The organism is Brevundimonas terrae, assembly GCF_011761985.1.
Taxonomy (GTDB): Bacteria; Pseudomonadota; Alphaproteobacteria; order Caulobacterales; family Caulobacteraceae; genus Brevundimonas; species Brevundimonas terrae.
Window position 1 is genome coordinate 253,641 of record NZ_JAASQT010000001.1, and the last position, 17,662, is coordinate 271,302.

Here is a 17,662-nt window from a genome sequence, read left to right on the forward strand (position 1 = left end):
GTGCGGGGCCGCCTGTTTGCATTTTGGCATGTCTCACCCTGCTGCGCCCCAAGGCGCAACGCCCATCGACCGTTTTCTGGAAAGACTTGCCGCCCGCTCCATGCCCCCATGGCCGGTCTGTCTTTTGCTGGCGGCCGTGTTCACACTGGTCTTTGTTGCCATACGGGCGGCACTGGTGCCCGTCATGCCGGACCAGCCGGGCTTTTCGATCCTGATCCCTGCCATACTTCTGGCCGGTCTCAGCGGCGGTCTGTTCACGGTATCCCTGACGATCATCCTGTGCCTTGCCGCCATGTGGGGATTGAGCGAGGCCTTCAACCTCACCCCGACAGTGCCCGGTGCCTTTATTGCCCCTGCCCTGATCTTTGTTCTGATCGGCGCGACCTGCGGTGTGGTCGGGGCCTCGCTGCGCTATTGCGTGCGCAAACTCTACAAAACCCATGCCCGCCTTCAGGCCTCGATCGCCAAGGAACACAGCACCTCGGACGAGCTGAGGGCCATGATCAACCAGGTGTCCAGCGGCATTATCCGCACCACCACAGACGGCGTCATCCTCGAAGCTAACGAACAGTTTGCGCGGATGATCTCGCGGCCTATGGACCAGATTATCGGCCACAACGTCATCGGGTTCACCCACCCTGACGACCGCGCCCTGACGACACAGCGGCTATCGGACTATGTCACCCCCGGCCAGAACGACTGGCAGTTCGAGAAACGCTATATCAGCCCCGACGGCCGCACCATTCATGTGCTGCTGGATGTTCGCAGCCTGCGCCATCCAGACGGCACCGCCTATGGCTTTGTCTGTATCGTTGTGGACGTGACCACCGCGCGCAAAACCGAGGCCGCCCTGTCCCAGAGCCGCCACGACTTCTACAGCGTCGCCGATACCATTCCGGTCATGATGTGGCTGTCCGACAACGACAATATCAATCGCTTCGTCAATCGCGCCTATTTCGAGTTCGCCGGAAAGCCGGTCGATCAGGTCTCGACCCAGGAATGGAAAGACCTGCTCCACCCCGACGACTATGCCACCACGGTCAACCAGTTCGTTGTCGGCCTCAAAAGCCGTCAGGCCTTCCAGCTACAGGCCCGCTATCGCCGCCATGACGGCAAGTATCGCTGGGTGCGCTCGATCCTCCAGCCCCGCTATGACCGCGACGGCGTGCAAAAGGGCATTATCGGCACCGCCTTCGACGTGACCGACGCCGTCGAAGCCGCCACACGCATTCAGGAATCCGAAGCCCGTTTTCGCGCTATTGCCGACAGCGCCCCTGCCATCATCTGGATGGTCGATACCGACGGCAATACCGAGTTCGGCAATCGCCGTTTCCGCTCGACCTTCGGCGGCAATCCCCCGCACCACCTCATCAGCGCCATCCGTGGCATGATGGCCCCCGAAGACCTGCCCGCCTTTGACCAGACCCTCGAGGACGCCACCCGCGAAGAGCGCCGCTTTTCCTATCTTGGCCCCGTCCACCACGCGGCCTTCGGCACCCGCTGGCTGCATACCGAAGCGGCCCCGCGCTATGACCTGCAAGGTCGTCTGGCCGGCTTTACCGGCGTCAGCCTCGACGTCACCGAAAGCCAGCGTGCCGAGCGCGAGCTGAAACGCAGCAATGAACGCCTCGAGGAACGGGTCAGTGCGGCCCTTGCCGAAAAAGCCGCTGCCGAGGCCGAGCTGGTCCGCGCCCACCGCCTCGAAGCGGTCGGTCGCCTGACCGGCGGCGTGGCGCACGATTTCAACAATCTGCTGACCGTCATTATGGGTGGTCTGGAAATCATCCGTAAAACCGACGACCCCGCCCGCCGCCAGAAAATGGCCGAGGCCGCGCTGGCCGCCGCCCGCCGTGGCGAGCGCCTGACCGGACAGCTTCTGGCCTTCTCGCGCCGCCAGACCCTGCGCCCCGCCTCGATTGACCTGAATGCCCTGATCCGCGAGGGCGAGCCCCTGCTGCACAAGGCTGTGGGCGAGGGCATGAGCCTCCAGTTCAAGCTGAAACGCGGTCTGGCCCCCACCCTCGTCGATGCCGCCAAGTTCGAAGCCGCCCTGATCAACCTTTTGGTCAATGCCCGCGACGCCTCGCCATCCGATGCGCAGATCTGCGTCGAGACCGCCGACTATGTGGTCCATCCGCCCGCCGCCCCCATGCTGGCCCTCAACCTGCCCGCCAGCGATGCGACACCTGCCAGCGCCATCCACCCTTCGGACCTGCCACCGGGCCGCTATGTCCGCGTGACTGTGGCCGATAACGGCTCGGGCATGACCGACGATGTGCTGAAACGCGTCTTCGAGCCCTTCTTTACCACCAAGGGGGTCGGCCACGGCACCGGCCTTGGCCTGTCACAGGTCTATGGCTTCACCCGCCAGAGCGGCGGCTCCATCTCTATCCAGTCCTCGCCCGATACGGGCACGCGCATGAACCTGTTCCTGCCGTGGCACATGTTCAGCCCCTGCCCCGCCGAAGCCACACCCGACACCGAGGCCGAACCCCGCCCCGTCCCGGACGCCACAACCGAAGCTGCGGCCGACACCGCCCCCAAACGTCTGCTGATGGTCGAAGACGATCCGGGCGTGGCCGAGGTCACCGCCACCTTCCTGCGCTCCGAAGGTTTTGATGTCGATCTGGCCCGTAATGCCACAGAGGCGCTGGCCTGCCTTGAGCACAATCACTACGAATTTCTGCTCAGCGACATCCTGATGCCGGGCGGGATCAGCGGCATAGAACTGGCCCGCCGCGTCGAGACGCAATGGCCCGACATGCACATCATATTGTCGTCCGGCTTCCCCGGCGAGGTCGAGACCCTGCGCCTCAGTGCGTGGACCTTCCTGCCCAAGCCCTATACGCCGGCCCAGCTACGCACCCTGCTCGCGCACAAAAAAGACCAGACCCCCTAAAGGGTCTGGCCAGTTGCCGTCTTCTTCGCCCAAGGGCGAAAGAAGCTTGCCTACCCCGCTCGGCTCTACCCCGCTCGGGGCTAAACCTTTGCGGGCCTATTTCGGCTTTTGGGCATGGCCCACAGCGGCACCGGCGGCACCACCCACAGCGGCCCCGACCGGACCGCCCACCACCGCACCGGCGATCGCGCCCGTCGCGGCCTTCTGTTCGATTGTATGCCCGCAGGCCACCAAAAGCAGCCCCGACGCCATCGTCACAGCCACAGTCGCTAGCCCACGCACCCGAAATTTAGAACGTGAATCCGTCATTGCATCGAACTCCTTGAATCATCTGAAATTAAACCCTCAATTCCGCTCAAAGTTCCCCTTGCGAAAAGCGCACCCTTTCCAAGTATTCATTCCTTAACGAAAACCGCTTTCGCCACTTGGAAGCACTTCGGACAGATATAGCCTGAACTTCACAATACAGTATTCGCAAGATCAACTAAGAATTCGACACACAAAGCCTCTAGAGCCACTCGGGGCCGTCTCAAAGACCTACGACTTTTATCCACATCTTCACAACAACAAGCGAATCGATCACATTTCTGCCATAAGTGAGTGGCTTAAGACCCAACTTCCGCGGCACACCCTGTCTGGTGAACGCGGTTCTGGTGTTTGCGTACGGACGTGGTCCGACAGTGAGTACCGGAAATAAGGGGCGGCGTTCCTCGCCCTGCCAAACAGGATTTGTCTTTTGTTTCTTTCTTCGCCCCTGCGTGACATCAAGCACGCCTTAAGCAAGCTCGACCCGCGCCCCGTCGCGGCAACCGCTGCCTTTGGTGGTCTTGTTACGCTCGCGGTCGGAGGAGCCTATATGGGCGGTATCACCGCTCAGGCCTCGACCACCCGAACCCAAGCCGAGCGTATTTCCACTGCCGGTATGGATGGGTACAGCCAGGAAGCCATGGCGCTCGCCGCCGGTGGACTGGACGCCAGCGCGCTGGCCATCGCGCAACGTCATGATCCCTATGCTGTGGACGGCGCTGCCCTGCGTGACCGCCAGTCGGAGCTTCTGACCGCGCGTCTGCAATCTGTAAAAACATCCGATCCGGCCAGCCCCTTCCGCATGACCGGTGCCCGCGACCAGTCGCGTGACCTCGATTGCCTGACCCAGGCTGTCTATTACGAAGCCCGCGGCGAAGGCACCAACGGCATGAAGGCTGTGGCTCAGGTGGTCCTGAACCGCGCCCGCCACCCCGCCTTCCCCAAGACGGTCTGCAGCGTAGTCTTCCAAGGCTCCAACCGCTCGACCGGCTGCCAGTTCTCCTTCACCTGCAACGGCGCCATGCGTGCACCGGTAAACCGCGCAGCATGGAACCGTGCCCGCGACGTCGCCTCGGCGGCCCTGTCGGGTGAAACCTATAATGCTGTCGGTACGGCGACCCACTTCCACACCACCGCTGTCTCGCCGTCGTGGCGTCACCGTCTGGTGCAGGTCAATCAGGTCGGCAGCCACGTCTTCTACCGCTTTGGCGGTCGTAACGGCTCTGCCTCGACCCTCGCCAACGAGATTCAGGCTTCTGCGGCTGTGCCGCGCGTCATGCAGGCTTCGCTGACCAGCGAACCGGCGGGCCCGCGCCCCTATGTGGCAGATGCCAAGACGGCTGAAAAAGCCGCTCCGATTGTGACGGTGTCGATGCCTGCAGCCGCCACCGCTGCGGACGCGGCCTCTGTCCAGACCGCGCCGCTCGCGGCAACGACCTGAAAACAGGTAAACAGATCATCGGCACGCGGTTAATTAACCCGCGTGCCGATTTCTTGTTCCTTGAATCCTAAAAGAAAACGCCGTTTTTAAACGGCATCCAGACCGATATCCAACTGGATCACCGAGTGGGTCAGCGCCCCCACCGAGATGACATCCACGCCGGTTGCCGCAATGCCCGCCACGGTATCGAGATTGACCCCGCCCGACGCTTCCAGCACCAGCTTGACCCCGCTGGCCTTCACGCGGGCCACCGCCGTGGCCATGTCCGTCAGGTTGAAATTATCCAGCATGATGACGTCGGGCTGCTCGGCAATCGCCTCGTCCAACTGATCCAGACCATCCACCTCGACCTCGACCTTCATCAGGTGCGGCGCAAAGGCCTTGGCGGCGCGAACCGCCTTGCCCACCCCGCCACAGACAGCCACGTGGTTGTCCTTGATCAGGATGGCATCATCCAGCCCGAAGCGGTGATTGATCCCGCCGCCACACGCCACAGCATGTTTTTCCAGCGCCCGCAGCCCCGGTGTCGTCTTTCGGGTATCGGCAATCCTCGCATGGGTGCCCGCCACCGCCTGCACATAGGCCCGCGTCTGGGTGGCAATGCCGCACATCCGGCCCAGAATATTCAGCGCCGTCCGCTCGGCCGCCAATAATCCCCGCGCCGAGCCCTCGACCTCGACCAGCACATCGCCCTTGGCAATGTCCGCGCCATCGCTGACGCGCACATCCACGCGCGCCTTCGGGTCCATCAGCAGACAGGCAATCCGCACCCCCGCGCCCCCCGCCATCACGCCATCCTGACGCGCGCGGAACTGGGCCTTCATACGGGCATCTTCGGGGATACAGGCCTGCGCCGTCACATCGCCACAGCGCCCCAGATCCTCCGCCAGCGCCATACGCACCACAGGCTCGATCACCAGATCCGGCAAGGTTCGCGTCATTATCCGTTTCCCGTTATTCGATATCGAGGCGCACACGCGTGTGCTGCGCCCTGTTCTTGCTCAGCGGATAGTCCGCCCTGAAATGTCCACCACGGCTTTCACGCCGCGCCAACGCAGCATGTGCCACCAGCTTGGCCGCTGTCACGGCCACCGCAAACGGATAAAGCCCCGCCATATCGTCCAGCACGCCCGTCAGAGCCTCCAGCCCCTTGGCATCGCGCACCACGCCGCAATACTGCGTCATCGCCGCCCGCAAGGCCTGCATGACCTCGTCCGGCAGATCGCCACCGACGATCAAAGGCCGCAGAGCCACATCACCGACATCGCCATCCTGCGCCGCCGCCCGCCCCGCCATCCGGCCAAAGGCGGCCGCCTCCAACAGACTGTTGGACGCCAGACGATTGGCCCCGTGCACCCCCGTCGCCGCGCACTCGCCAATGGCATACAGCCCCGCCACCGAGGTCCGCCCCTCGTCATCGGCGCAAATCCCGCCCATGTGGTAGTGCACCGCCGCCGCGACCGGAATGGGCTGCACGCGCGGATCAATCCCGACCGCCATACAGGCCGCAAATACCGCCGGAAACGCGTGGTCAAACTCCGCACCCACGGCCTTGCTGGCATCCAGAAACGCCCCGCGCCCCGAGGCCCGCGCCTCGTGCACCGCCCGCGCCACAATATCACGCGCCGCAAGGTCTGAATCCGCCGCCATCCCGATCAGGAACCGGCCCTGACGGTCCACCAGCCTTGCCCCCTCGCCCCGCAAGGCCTCGGTCGCCAGCGGCGCAGGGTCCAGCCCCGCATCAATCGCCGTCGGGTGGAACTGCACAAACTCCGGATCAAGGATTTCCGCGCCCGCCAGATAGGCCAGCGCCATCCCCTCGCCCTTCAGGGCCGACGGATTTGTCGTCACCTCGAACAGACCGCCGATCCCGCCCGTCGCCAGCACCACGGCCTGCGCCAGAACCCGAACCAGCCCGCCTGTCCGCTCGATCACCGCCCCGCGCACCCGGCCCGTCTCGTCGGTCACCAGCGCGCGTAACCGCCCGTCTTCCCAAATCTCGATATGGTCAGCCGCCCTGGCCGCCTTGACCACCGCCGACAAAATAGCCCGCCCCGCGCCATCGCCGCCCACCCGCGCCACACGCGCAATCGAATGGGCCGCCTCCAGCGACACGGCAAAGCCACCGTCTTCCGCACGATCAAACGGCGCGCCCAGACCGGCCAGCCATTCCACCGTCTCGCGCCCGCGCCCCGTCAGTTCGCGCACAGCCTCGCTCTCGACCAGACCGGCACCTGCCGCCTCGGTATCGCGGGCATGAAGCTGCGGGCTGTCTCCGGCGCTCAAGGCCGCCGCCATGCCGCCCTGCGCCCATGCCGACGAACAGGCATCCAGCAAGGGCGCAGGCGTCACCACCAGCACTCCCCCCGATACCCCTTTAACCGGCACAGCCTCCAGCGCCGCCGACAGGCCCGCCAGACCGCCCCCGATCACCAACGGCCCCTTATGGACCCGCGTTTCCATTAAAGGCTGATACCCAGATAGCGGGCGATCATGTCCACACTGGCCTGACCGCTCCCGCCATTCATGGCCAGCAGCGACGCCACCGCCGCCCCGCCACACGCCACAGCCGTCAGCACAAACAGACCCAGCGACATCGCCGCCTGCTTACCGCTCAAAGGCCCGCGAATGCTCCGCAAGCCGCCCTTGCTGAGATGGCCCCAGATGGCCAACCCCAGAAACACCGCCAGAATATAGCGCCCCGTCATGATGCCCCATGCGACGACCGCCACACCGATGGCCAGCAGCACCAGCTTTTCCAGCATCGGATGCACCCGCGCCAGCACCGGCCCCAGCGCCTTGGAGCCATCCAGAGGCGGTGCCGGTACCAGATTGATCAGGTTCAGCATGGCCACGAAGAACGCCGCCGCCATCCACTGCCCGTCGCCCGTCGCCAGCCCGACCGCCACCAGCGGCAGCATGGCCAACAGTCCAAAGGCCGGTCCCGCCAACGACACCAGCACCCCGACCCATTCATTCTTCGGCTCGAGCGTCGCCTTGGCCAGACCGCCAAGGAAAGGGATGACATAGATCCGCGCCGGTCCCATCCCCAGCCGGTTCATGGCCAGCACATGCCCGTATTCATGCACGAACAGGGCAAACATCAGCGACACGGCAATGACCCAGCTCTGGGTCAGGAACCACAGGAACCCCACCATCAGCAGGGTGGACAAGATCAGCGTCACCCGTCCCTTGCCGCGCGACTGTTCGGGCGCGGGTGCAGACGATGATGCGGACGGCGATGCCATCACAGGCGCATCACGACCGTCCCGACGCCCCCATGGTCCCGTATTTTGGGGTCCCTGATCTGTCACTCAGATCAACTCCACAGCGACCGAGTGCTTGGCCCGCACCAGATCATAACGCGCGGGCTTGGACGGCGGCGGCAGGTCGATCATGCGCTGCACAGCGGCCCGCGCCTTCTCCTGCATCTCCGGCTCGACCGTCACCTCGAACTGCATGTGCAACAGGCAGTCGCGGATATTCTCCAGCGTGATGCGCTTCATATGCGGGCACATATTGCACGGCCCGACAAACTCGACCTCCGGCACATCGCCCTTGATGTTCGACGCCATCGAACATTCGGTGATCAGCACCACCTTCTTGGGGCGGTTCTTCTCGACATAGGAAATCATCGCCGCGGTCGAGCCTGCGAAATCCGCCGCCTGCAAAATCTCTTCGGGACATTCAGGGTGGGCCAGAACCTCGGCCCCCGGCCATGCCGCGCGCATATCGGCAATGTCCTGAGTGGTGAACCGCTTGTGCACCTCGCAATGCCCCGCCCAGGCGATAATGCCCACACTGGTCTGCGCCGCCACGTTACGTGCCAGATATTCGTCTGGGATCAGGATGACCTTGTCCACGCCCCATTCCTTGGCCGCCCACTCCACCACCTGCACCGCATTGGCGCTGGTGCAGCAGATGTCCGTCTCGGCTTTCACATCGGCGGTCGTGTTCACATAGGTGATGACCGGCAGGCCGGGATGGCGCTCTTTAATCAGGCGCACATCGGCCCCCGTAATCGACGAGGCCAGCGAACAACCCGCCCTTAAGTCAGGGATCAGAACCGTCTTTTCAGGGCTGAGAATCTTCGACGTCTCGGCCATGAAGTGAACGCCCGCCTGAACGATCACCTTGGCATCGACCTTGGCCGCTTCTTTCGCCAGCGCCAGACTGTCGCCCACGAAATCGCCGACGCCATGGAAGATGTCCGGCGTCATATAGTTGTGCGCCAGAATGACCGCATTACGCTCTTTCTTCAGCGCATTGATCTCGCTGATCAGCGCCGCCTGAACGGGCCATTCCATCGGTGTGGTGTGGTCCTTGACCTTCTCCCACACAGCGGCAGTTTCCTCTGCCAGTTCCTTCGTCAGGCCGAATGCAGCGCCCATGACCATCTCCCTACACCCTTATGCTCACTTTTAGCATAAGGTGGGCATACAATAGGCCTTCCTTCGTCCGACGCAAGATCAAACCATCAGCGCACCAATCGAAACAGATCATCCAGTGGCACATCCAGCGCCTCGGCCAATAACAGCGCCACAGTGACCGACGGCGTAAACACCCCGTTCTCGATCGTATTCACCGTCTTGCGCGACACCCCCGCCCGCTCGGCCAGCTCGCCTTGGGTCAAACCCGCCACCTGACGCACCGCCTTCAAATCCACCACCAGCCGCGCCTCAACCACGCTCGGCTCTCCTCATCAGCCACCACAGCCGCAAGCCCGCGACCCACAGTGATCCAGCGATCACCGGCAGCAGACTGCTGACACCCCAGCGCAAATCCACCAGCATCAGACCCATGGAAACGGCCATACCGGCCACGGCCGCCGCAAACCCCCATGCCTTGGCCTCACCGGCAAAGCGGCGTGTGATCTCCTCATCCAACAAGGGCCGCCACCGATAAAGCGTCAGCTCGATCAGGCCTATCAGCATAAACACTGCCGCAACCATCAAGACCGGCCATTGCACAGCCGCCTCGCCACTGGCCGCGTTCCACATCTGAGCGCCCGCAAAAACGGACACCGCCACAGCGGCACCGGTGATCAGCACCAGATTGACCACCCACTGCCCCTGCCGCACCTCGCGCATCGAGGCCTGCAATTCCGGCGGCACCCGTAGGTCCTTGAACCGCAAACCCGCCAGAATCCCCGCAAGCATGATCGCCAACCCGAACAGCACTAATGGCACGGACACGGCTCGCCCCAAGCCCCGCTGGGCCAGAACCATCACACCCAACACCATGACCGCGCCCAATACCGCACAGCCCACACCGACCCGATAGCCGACATCATAACTCGCACGTTCAGCCACGCTCAGCCTCCCGCACCTGCCACCACAGCCGCAAGCCCGCGACCCAAACCACGGCCAGCATCACATACGGCATGGCCGCAACAGCGACAGGCGGCTTCCACAACATCAGACCAAACACGACGACCAGTCCTGCAAATGTTGCCGCAAACCCCCACGTCATGGCACTGCCGTGATAGGCCACCATCAACTCGTCATGCAGCCAGCGACGCTCCTGCCGCCCCCTGTGCCCGAACATCAGATAGACAAACCAGCCCGCCGCCAGCAAAGGCCCCAGCAGCGCCTTGCTCAGCATTACATCACTGGCCCCGTTGGCCATCTGCCAAAGCGCCTCGCTGGATATCATGCACACCGGCAAGCTTGTCATCGGCACGATCCCCACCGCATAGGCCCACTTGCCCTGCTCCATATCGCGCCGCCCGCCCCTCTTGCGTTCGACACGATCCGTATGGCCATCGCGCGAAAAACGGCCCGCACTCGCAAAGGCCATAACCACCACAGCCACACCCGCAAACCCGACCAGGATCGCGGTAAATCTGTCCGGTATGAACAGGGCCAGCAAAAAGACTGTAAACCCCGCTGCCCCCAGCAGCCCGACCGCCAACAGCCCCCACTGGCGCTGTCTCTCGGCCGCTTCTGCCCGCAAGCGATCAGCCCTTTCCGAAACCGCTCTATCTTGCCCTTCCATCGCCCCCACCCTCGCGCATGATGTAACCCACAGGTGACATTGATACCTATAGGTTACAAAATCAAGCCACAAATACCGATGCCCCCCTTTGCAAGCTTTACTCTCGCGATACCCTCACCTACGCCCTAGAGAACAAACCTCCCTCCCGAACGACCAGATCAGCGAATAAATCGTGCAAGAAACCGTCCGCCGCATCCTGACCGCCCGCGTTTATGACGTGGCCGTGGAAACCCCGCTCGATGCCATGCCGCGCCTGTCGGCCCGCGTCGAACGTCCGGTCCTTCTGAAACGCGAAGACCTGCAACCGGTCTTCTCGTTCAAGGTGCGCGGCGCCTATAACCGCATTGCCCACCTGACGGATGCCGAACTGGCCAAGGGCGTCATCTGCGCCTCGGCTGGCAACCACGCCCAGGGCGTCGCTCTGTCCGCTTCCAAGCGCGGGGCCAAGTCCACCATCGTCATGCCGACCACCACCCCCGACATCAAGGTCGCGGCGGTCAAGGCGCTGGGCGGCACCGTCGTCCTGCACGGCGAAAGCTTCGACGATGCCAATGCCCATGCCCGCACACTCGAGGCCAAAACCGGTGCCACCTTCGTCCACCCCTTCGACGACCCCTATGTGATCGCAGGCCAAGGCACGGTGGGTCTGGAAATCCTGCGCCAGCACCCCGACCCGCTGGATGCCGTCTTCATCCCCATCGGCGGTGGCGGTCTGGCTGCGGGCGTCGCCGCCATCATCCGTTTCCTGCGTCCCGAAACCAAGATCATCGGCGTAGAGCCCGTCGAGGCCTGCTCCATGAAGGCCGCCATCGCTGCGGGCGAGGTCTATACGCTGGATCAGGTCGGCCTGTTCGCCGACGGCGTGGCCGTGCGCCGCGTCGGCGATGAAACCTTCCGCCTGTGCCGCGACCTTTTGGATGACATCGTACTGGTCGATACCGACGCCATCTGCGCCGCCGTCAAAGACATTTTCGATGATGTCCGCGCCGTGGCCGAACCGTCCGGTGCCGTCGCTCTGGCAGGCCTGAAAGTCTGGGCCAGCCGCAATCCGGGCACAGGCGCATTGGCCGCCATCAACTCCGGTGCCAATGTCAATTTCGACCGCCTGCGCCATGTCGCCGAACGCGCCCAGATCGGCCTAGGCACCGAGGCCCTGCTGGCCGTCTCCATGCCCGACGACCGCGCCGCCTATCACCGCTTCCTCAACAGCCTGCAAGGCCGATCAATCACCGAATTCAACTATCGCTTCAGCGGCAATGGCACGGCGCAAATCTTCGTCGGCATCGCGTTGTCCGGCGACAGAGACGAACGCCACGCCCTATGCGCCACCCTGCGCGAGGCCGGTTACGGCGTCGAAGACATGAGCGACAACGAAATCGCCAAGCTGCACGTCCGCTATATGGTCGGTGGCCGCGCCCCGTCGCTCACCGGCGAACGCCTGTTCCGCTTTGAATTCCCCGAACGTCCGGGGGCCTTCCTGAAGTTTATGAACAGCCTGCAACCGGCATGGAACCTGACCCTGTTCCACTACCGCAACCACGGCGACGATGTCGGCCGCGTCCTCGCCGGCATCCACGCCCCCGACGACCAATACGCCGCCGTCACCACCGCACTGGACACCCTCGGCTACCCCTATATCGAGGAAACCATGAACCCCGCCGCACGGCTGTTCCTCGCCTAAAGAAAAAGACTCCGTCACATCCCGACGGAGCCTTTCTGTTTCGGTATCGCCTGCCCTAGTCCCGCAGACGTTCGACCCGATTATTCACGCCCTCGACGCTTACTCGCGGCGGGGCCGATGACCTCCAGCGCACGGTATGACGGCTACCCGCCACCGACAGCGGTGCCTCCGGTGCCAACTGCACCGTCACCTGATTATTGCTGCCGACAACCTCGAGGCTGGCGCACTCTCCGGTAAAGGTCAGCACATGGTTCACACCAGCCACCTCGACCGCCCGTCCCTCACAAGGAATTGTCCGGTGATGACCATCACCCACAACCTCGATCAGGTCCGCAGAATAATCCACCGAACCCGCCTGACCCGATGCGGCCATAACAAGCAAAACAATAGGAAGAGGGGACATCACGCCTCCATACAGGGTCAGGATTGACCTCTCCCATAACGTAGGCGACGCCTTTTTCGATCCTGTGACAGTCGTGAAAAAACGCCCGTCCTAGCCCTTGGCGCGCAAGAACCGCTTCACCGTCACCACGACGCCAATCATCACCGCCGCCCCCAGCAAACTGCCGAACATCGGGAAATAGGCATGGTTGCGCGTGCTATCGATCGCCACATCGGTAAAGCCCTGCGCCACCAGTTCGCGCACCCGCAGCTCGGTCTTCACCACCGTCCACAGCACCAGCCCCACGACGCCCGCCAACGATAAATAAAGCAGCACCCGCCGCCCGTCATTATGCGGAGAAGTCGTCTTGTTATCTTGCGACATCAGTGCCTCGACATGCTGAACCCGCCCGACATTGGCACAACAGCGTTAGAACGCAAAACAGTCCGGCGACACCTGCCGCCGGACCGCTTGGCGGGTGAATACGTCGTCCCTACGCCGCGTCGATCACCTTGATAATCTCGTCCGTAGAGGCCCCCGTCAGGGTCTTGGTAATCTCGCCAAGCAGCCTCTCTTCGACCTCCTTGTGCCAATGCTTGCGCAACTCGCCCATGGTCTTGGGCGCAGCAATCACCACCAGCTTGTCGAACTTGTTCTTCAGCGCCCAGTTATTGAGCGCCAGCGCCACACTCATGGCATGGCCGTCCTCGGCCTGGGTGTCATTGTCGGGATTGGCTTCGGTGGAAATCCGCCCCGCTGATCCCACAACGCGCTCTTCCAGCGGCGGCAAATCCACCGCACCCAGCGCCACCTCGGTCGCCGTGCCGGTATTTCGATAAAGACGCAGCACCTCGCCATCCACGACAGCGACCAGACTATTGCTCGGCAGGTTCATCGGCTTCTCCTCGGATCAAACGCCCCCACACCCGAACCAACGATCCAGCCCCCGTTCCGTTGCCCGCCATCTTGTCACATTGCCCTTCACATATCACAGTGAGGCCATGCAGATCCGCCCAGAAACCCCCGCCGACATCGCCGACATCCGCGCCGTGACCCAGGCGGCCTTCGCCACAGTCCCCCACAGCCAGCAGACCGAAGCGGCCATTATCGACGCCCTTCGCGCGGCCAAGGCCATGACCCTGTCGCTGGTTGCCGAACAGAACGGCGAGATTCTCGGCCATGTCGCCTTCTCGCCTGTGCTGATCGACGGCCAAGACCACAACTGGCTCGGCCTCGGTCCCGTCAGTGTCCATCCCGATCATCATGGCAAGGGCATAGGCAGCAAACTGATCCGCACCGCCCTCGACCAGATCACCGCCATGGGCACGAATGGCTGCGTCCTGCTGGGTGATCCCGCCTATTATGCCCGCTTCGGTTTCCGCGCCGCCCCCGCAGATGGTCCGGCCCTCGTCTATCCGGGCGTTCCGGCTGAATATTTCCAGTCCCTGCCCCTCAACGGCCCGGCACTCTCCGGCATCGTCACCTATCATCCGGGCTTCGCCGCAAGCTAAGCCATTGCGCCGCTTGCAGCGACATGACAGCGTTCTTCCGAATCTTTCGGAGCCGCCCATGTCCGTTCGCCCCCTTGCCGTTATCGCCCTGCTGGCCTCGCTTGCCTTACCGGCCACCGTTGCCGCCCAGACGGCCGCGCCACGGCCATTCGCCTCGGCCACCACCCGCGATTCCGCGCAAACCGCCATGCCGGTGCTGCAGTCCCCGCAGGAACTCGAAGAGAAGAAACTGCTCGAACGGGTCATGCAGGACATGCAGCGCTCGGGCCCCTCGGCCGTACGCCGACATGTACCGGCGCTTCAGGCTGCGTTTGATCGCATGCCCGCCGACTATACGATCGTCGCCCATATCGGGGATGCCATCGTCATCCGCAGCGCCGATATGAAGGTCTTCCTGCCCCTGCAACTGTCCCTGCTCGCCACCGACGAGGGCCGCAAGGCCTCGGGCATCCACGCCATCGAAAACACCTATGGCATGGTCGCCCAGCTACTGGCCTTCGAGGCGGTCGAGCGTCAGGACTACCCTGCCGCCATCGCCTATGCCGACCGCCTTTTGGGCATCCAGCCCAACCACCCTCAGGTTCAGGCCGAAAGAATTGTCGCCTATACCAAGATGGGCCAATGCGAAACCGGCCTGAAACTGGCGGGCGAAGCCCTTGTCAGCGAAGACCTTGTCCTTGCCATGAACCGTGATCTGTTCCTGCGCCGTCAAGGCTACTGCCAGATCGAACTGGGCCGTTTCGACGACGCCAAGGCCAGCTATGAAGCCGCCCTCGAACTCAACCCCTACGATCAGCTCTCACGCAGCCAGCTCACCTATATCGCCCAGCAAACCGCGAACCGTTAGACCCGCTTGACCTGAACCGGCCACAGCTCTACCCCGACTGTGTCGAAAAGATTTTCAGGCCGGTTGGTTATTCCGGTCCTCGCCCCGCCTCTCGCGGTTCGAGATCAGTTAGGGCCAAACGCCCTGAACCCGCGACGTCATTTCCTTTCACAGGATGACGTCGCCACGGGTTCCCCATGGCACGTCGTCCATTTTTACGAGACGTCCCGATGGGCAAACCCGACCCCAAGACCCTGCTTCTGGCACAGGTCTTCATTACCTTCTTCATGTCCGGCACGATGTCCGCCTTTATGGGCATCCTGCATATGGGCTTTGGCGACACCTTCCTTGGCGTCTGGCCGCGCGACTGGGCCATCGCATGGCCCGTCGCCTTCCTGCTGACCCAGATCTTCAGCCGCCTCGGCTTCAAGCTCGCCTTCACGATCCGCAAGCCCGCGCGATAGGCGCTTCAGGGCGTCAGTCTGGGGATTTGACGCCCTCATGCGCCAGCAGCCACGTCTTGCGCTCATGGCCCCATTCATAGCCACCCAGTCCGCCGCCCGTGGCAATCACACGGTGGCACGGATTGACCAGCCCGACCGGATTATAGCGATTGGCCTGCCCCACGGCCCTGACCGCCTTGGGGCTGCCGACCGCGACGGCAATCTGGCCATAGCTGCGCGTCTCGCCGGTCGGAATGGCCCGCAAGGCCGCCCAGACCCGTTCCCGAAAATCCGTGCCATTGGTACGCACCGCAATCCGGTTCAGCGCCGCCACATCACCGGCGAAATAATCGTCCAGCGCGGCCCGCAAAGCCTCCGGCACGGTCTGTTCCTCGAACACCGCCCCCGGCCACTGCTTGCCCAAAAGCTGCTCCAGCCGCCCGCGATCCACGCTCCATTCCAGCGCCATCAGGGCCGCATCGCCATCAAAGGCCAGACGGATATCGCCCAGAGGCGTGGCCATCTGGCCCACCCCGATTATCTCGCCTTTGTGCTGCGCCATTACCGTCTCCGCGACTGTCTTCTGGACCGGACGAAAACGAGCCTGAACCCGTTTTCGTCCCGCGACAAGCGCCCTAGCAGCGCGCACCGATCCGGCGATCCAGCACCAGAGAAGCCAGCGACTGCACCGCCCGCACCGCCTCGCAAATGAACCCGAACACCACAATCGCCATCAGCAGGGTCGGCACCGCATCCAGCGCCCAGCTATCGCGGCTCAGCATCCGCTGCCAGAAGTCATTGGCCGACGCCACACGGATCAGTTCAGACAAGGGCGATGCCATCCACATCCACGCCAGTATCGCCATATTGGCCAGCGCGAAGATGAAATCGCCCGCCGCTGTCAGCCGCACCGGACTGCCCGTCATCACCCGCAGCACATCAAAACCGACCCTTGCGGCCAGCACCGCCACCACCGGCCAATAGACCAGATGATGGATTTCACGGAACGCCGCCCCCAGATCAAACCCGTTGCCCAGCAACAGCGCATCAATCCGCACACCGCCCAGCGCCCCGATCCACCACAACAGCACAATCAGCGTAAACACCGCGCTGGTCGCCGCCCCCGCCACCGGCGAGAAGTCGGACCGGTCCGCCACAGGCGTGTCCTTGGCCTTGTTACGCGACGCCACATTGCCGCGCAGGAAATCCAGCCCGCTGCGCTCCATCGTGCCTGCCCATGCAAACAGGCCCAGATCACGCACCTTCCAGTCGGTCAGGAAGGCGGGCTTCTTCGGCTGGCGCTCCACCACCCATCCGGCAATGGCCAGCACTCCGACCACACTGATCGCCCCGTTCATGAAGCCGCTGACCGCATGGCCCAGCGCCCGCCCCAGTTCCTCGCCACCAAACAGCACCGACAGGATCAACCGCGCCAGCGCCAGCAGCACCAGAGCAATCAGCCCCAGCCGCGCCGCGAACATCCACCACGGATAAAGCTCCGGCCCGATCAGCCCTTGCGGGCGATCACTATACCGCGCCGCCACCACCAGAGGATGGCCCACCTCGCGCAGCAAAACCTCCAGCTCCGCCTCGACCAGCGGACGCCCCAAGGCTTCCTCGCGGTCCTCCTTGCGCGCCAGTATCTCGTCGCGCAGTTCGGCGACAATATCCTCGGCCTGATCCTTCGACAGTTGCGCCGCAACCACGCCCAGATAGGTGTCGATCATGTCCATAGTTTTGTCGGATGTGCTCATAGCATTCCCTCCACAGAGGCCGACAGGGCGCGCCATTCGGCCGCCAGTCGCCCTAACATTTCCTCGCCTTCTTCAGACAACTGGTAGAAACGCTTCTTGCGCTTCTCTTCCTCGCGCCATTCGCTAACCAACAGCCCCTGGCTCTCCAGTCGGCGCAGCAGCGGATAGAGGGTACTCTCCTCCATCTCCACGCCCGCCTGCGACAGCGCCATCCGCAGCGAATAGCCGTATTGCTCGCGCCGTAACTGGGCCAGCACCGCCAGGATCAGCGACCCGCGCCGCAGTTCCAGCCTCAAACTCTCGAACAGGTCCTCATTGGCCACAACGCACCCGCTACCCTTGCTGCCACATAGTGTGTGACACACAGTGTATGAAGCACAGCAACCACAAGAGTCAATAACACCGGTTCACAAATTATCGCG

Annotated in this window: 20 protein-coding genes; 6 read left to right on the forward strand and 14 right to left on the reverse strand. The window is 63.3% G+C overall.

All coding sequences use genetic code 11. From position 1 onward, the window contains the following. Positions 1-28 precede the first annotated feature (28 nt). Positions 29-2,899, forward strand: coding sequence for a PAS domain S-box protein (locus FHS64_RS01170; protein WP_167174470.1), 2,871 nt, complete (start codon positions 29-31; stop codon positions 2,897-2,899). Positions 2,900-2,995: 96 nt separating this feature from the next. Here the strand turns inward: FHS64_RS01170 and FHS64_RS01175 are convergent, their stop codons facing one another. Continuing rightward, positions 2,996-3,208 (reverse strand): hypothetical protein, encoded by a 213-nt coding sequence (locus tag FHS64_RS01175; RefSeq protein WP_167173843.1) that lies wholly within the window; start codon positions 3,206-3,208, stop codon positions 2,996-2,998. Positions 3,209-3,635: 427 nt separating this feature from the next. Between FHS64_RS01175 and FHS64_RS01180 the strand changes: the two genes are divergently transcribed. Next, on the forward strand, positions 3,636-4,646 hold the full coding sequence (locus FHS64_RS01180) for a cell wall hydrolase (protein WP_243862660.1): 1,011 nt from the start codon (positions 3,636-3,638) through the stop codon (positions 4,644-4,646). Positions 4,647-4,732: 86 nt separating this feature from the next. On the opposite strand, the gene nadC is transcribed toward FHS64_RS01180, so the two are convergent. The 7 genes from nadC to FHS64_RS01215 all read right to left on the reverse strand — a co-directional run bounded on the left by nadC (position 4,733) and on the right by FHS64_RS01215 (position 10,601). Beyond that, complete coding sequence (nadC, locus tag FHS64_RS01185; protein ID WP_167174473.1) at positions 4,733-5,587, reverse strand: carboxylating nicotinate-nucleotide diphosphorylase; 855 nt, start codon at positions 5,585-5,587, stop codon at positions 4,733-4,735. 13 nt (positions 5,588-5,600) lie between these two features. After that, complete coding sequence (locus FHS64_RS01190) at positions 5,601-7,109, reverse strand: L-aspartate oxidase (RefSeq protein WP_167174476.1); 1,509 nt, start codon at positions 7,107-7,109, stop codon at positions 5,601-5,603. After that, positions 7,109-7,960, reverse strand: a complete 852-nt coding sequence (locus FHS64_RS01195) for a metalloprotease (protein ID WP_341771039.1) — start codon at positions 7,958-7,960, stop codon at positions 7,109-7,111. Before FHS64_RS01195 ends, FHS64_RS01190 begins: the two co-directional genes overlap by 1 nt. Further along, positions 7,961-9,043 carry a quinolinate synthase NadA gene (gene nadA / locus FHS64_RS01200; RefSeq protein WP_167174479.1) on the reverse strand — a complete coding sequence of 361 codons (1,083 nt, stop codon included), beginning with the start codon at positions 9,041-9,043 and terminating at the stop codon, positions 7,961-7,963. Between the two features lie 80 nt (positions 9,044-9,123). After that, positions 9,124-9,333 (reverse strand): helix-turn-helix transcriptional regulator, encoded by a 210-nt coding sequence (locus FHS64_RS01205; RefSeq protein ID WP_167174482.1) that lies wholly within the window; start codon positions 9,331-9,333, stop codon positions 9,124-9,126. After that, positions 9,326-9,958, reverse strand: a complete 633-nt coding sequence (locus FHS64_RS01210) for a hypothetical protein (protein WP_167174484.1) — start codon at positions 9,956-9,958, stop codon at positions 9,326-9,328. The genes FHS64_RS01205 and FHS64_RS01210 overlap by 8 nt, the downstream gene beginning before the upstream one ends. Beyond that, on the reverse strand, positions 9,951-10,601 hold the full coding sequence (locus tag FHS64_RS01215) for a hypothetical protein (RefSeq protein ID WP_167174487.1): 651 nt from the start codon (positions 10,599-10,601) through the stop codon (positions 9,951-9,953). Before FHS64_RS01215 ends, FHS64_RS01210 begins: the two co-directional genes overlap by 8 nt. Before the next feature lie 214 nt (positions 10,602-10,815). Between FHS64_RS01215 and ilvA the strand changes: the two genes are divergently transcribed. Next, positions 10,816-12,324 carry a threonine ammonia-lyase, biosynthetic gene (gene ilvA, locus FHS64_RS01220; protein ID WP_167174490.1) on the forward strand — a complete coding sequence of 503 codons (1,509 nt, stop codon included), beginning with the start codon at positions 10,816-10,818 and terminating at the stop codon, positions 12,322-12,324. Positions 12,325-12,379: 55 nt separating this feature from the next. Here ilvA and FHS64_RS01225 read toward each other — a convergent pair whose 3' ends face one another. From FHS64_RS01225 to FHS64_RS01235, 3 genes are all read right to left on the reverse strand, one after another. Beyond that, a complete protein-coding gene (locus tag FHS64_RS01225; protein ID WP_167174493.1) occupies positions 12,380-12,727 on the reverse strand; it encodes a DUF3060 domain-containing protein in 348 nt (115 codons plus the stop codon). A gap of 90 nt (positions 12,728-12,817) precedes the next feature. Next, positions 12,818-13,090 carry a hypothetical protein gene (locus tag FHS64_RS01230; RefSeq protein WP_167174496.1) on the reverse strand — a complete coding sequence of 91 codons (273 nt, stop codon included), beginning with the start codon at positions 13,088-13,090 and terminating at the stop codon, positions 12,818-12,820. Positions 13,091-13,199: 109 nt separating this feature from the next. Then, positions 13,200-13,601, reverse strand: a complete 402-nt coding sequence (locus tag FHS64_RS01235) for a host attachment family protein (protein ID WP_167174499.1) — start codon at positions 13,599-13,601, stop codon at positions 13,200-13,202. A 106-nt stretch (positions 13,602-13,707) separates the two neighbouring features. On the opposite strand from FHS64_RS01235, the gene FHS64_RS01240 reads away from it, so the two are divergent. The 3 genes from FHS64_RS01240 to FHS64_RS01250 all read left to right on the forward strand — a co-directional run bounded on the left by FHS64_RS01240 (position 13,708) and on the right by FHS64_RS01250 (position 15,507). Further along, positions 13,708-14,217 carry a GNAT family N-acetyltransferase gene (locus FHS64_RS01240; RefSeq protein WP_167174503.1) on the forward strand — a complete coding sequence of 170 codons (510 nt, stop codon included), beginning with the start codon at positions 13,708-13,710 and terminating at the stop codon, positions 14,215-14,217. 58 nt (positions 14,218-14,275) lie between these two features. Then, a complete protein-coding gene (locus FHS64_RS01245; protein WP_167174506.1) occupies positions 14,276-15,064 on the forward strand; it encodes a tetratricopeptide repeat protein in 789 nt (262 codons plus the stop codon). Positions 15,065-15,273: 209 nt separating this feature from the next. Beyond that, positions 15,274-15,507, forward strand: a complete 234-nt coding sequence (locus FHS64_RS01250; protein ID WP_167174509.1) for a DUF2798 domain-containing protein — start codon at positions 15,274-15,276, stop codon at positions 15,505-15,507. A 13-nt stretch (positions 15,508-15,520) separates the two neighbouring features. Here the strand turns inward: FHS64_RS01250 and FHS64_RS01255 are convergent, their stop codons facing one another. The 3 genes from FHS64_RS01255 to FHS64_RS01265 form a co-directional block, all read right to left on the reverse strand. Further along, on the reverse strand, positions 15,521-16,048 hold the full coding sequence (locus FHS64_RS01255) for a methylated-DNA--[protein]-cysteine S-methyltransferase (RefSeq protein WP_167174512.1): 528 nt from the start codon (positions 16,046-16,048) through the stop codon (positions 15,521-15,523). A gap of 73 nt (positions 16,049-16,121) precedes the next feature. After that, positions 16,122-17,240, reverse strand: a complete 1,119-nt coding sequence (locus tag FHS64_RS01260) for a hypothetical protein (RefSeq protein ID WP_167174514.1) — start codon at positions 17,238-17,240, stop codon at positions 16,122-16,124. Then, positions 17,237-17,563 carry a helix-turn-helix transcriptional regulator gene (locus tag FHS64_RS01265; protein ID WP_167174517.1) on the reverse strand — a complete coding sequence of 109 codons (327 nt, stop codon included), beginning with the start codon at positions 17,561-17,563 and terminating at the stop codon, positions 17,237-17,239. Before FHS64_RS01265 ends, FHS64_RS01260 begins: the two co-directional genes overlap by 4 nt. Positions 17,564-17,662: the final 99 nt, after the last annotated feature.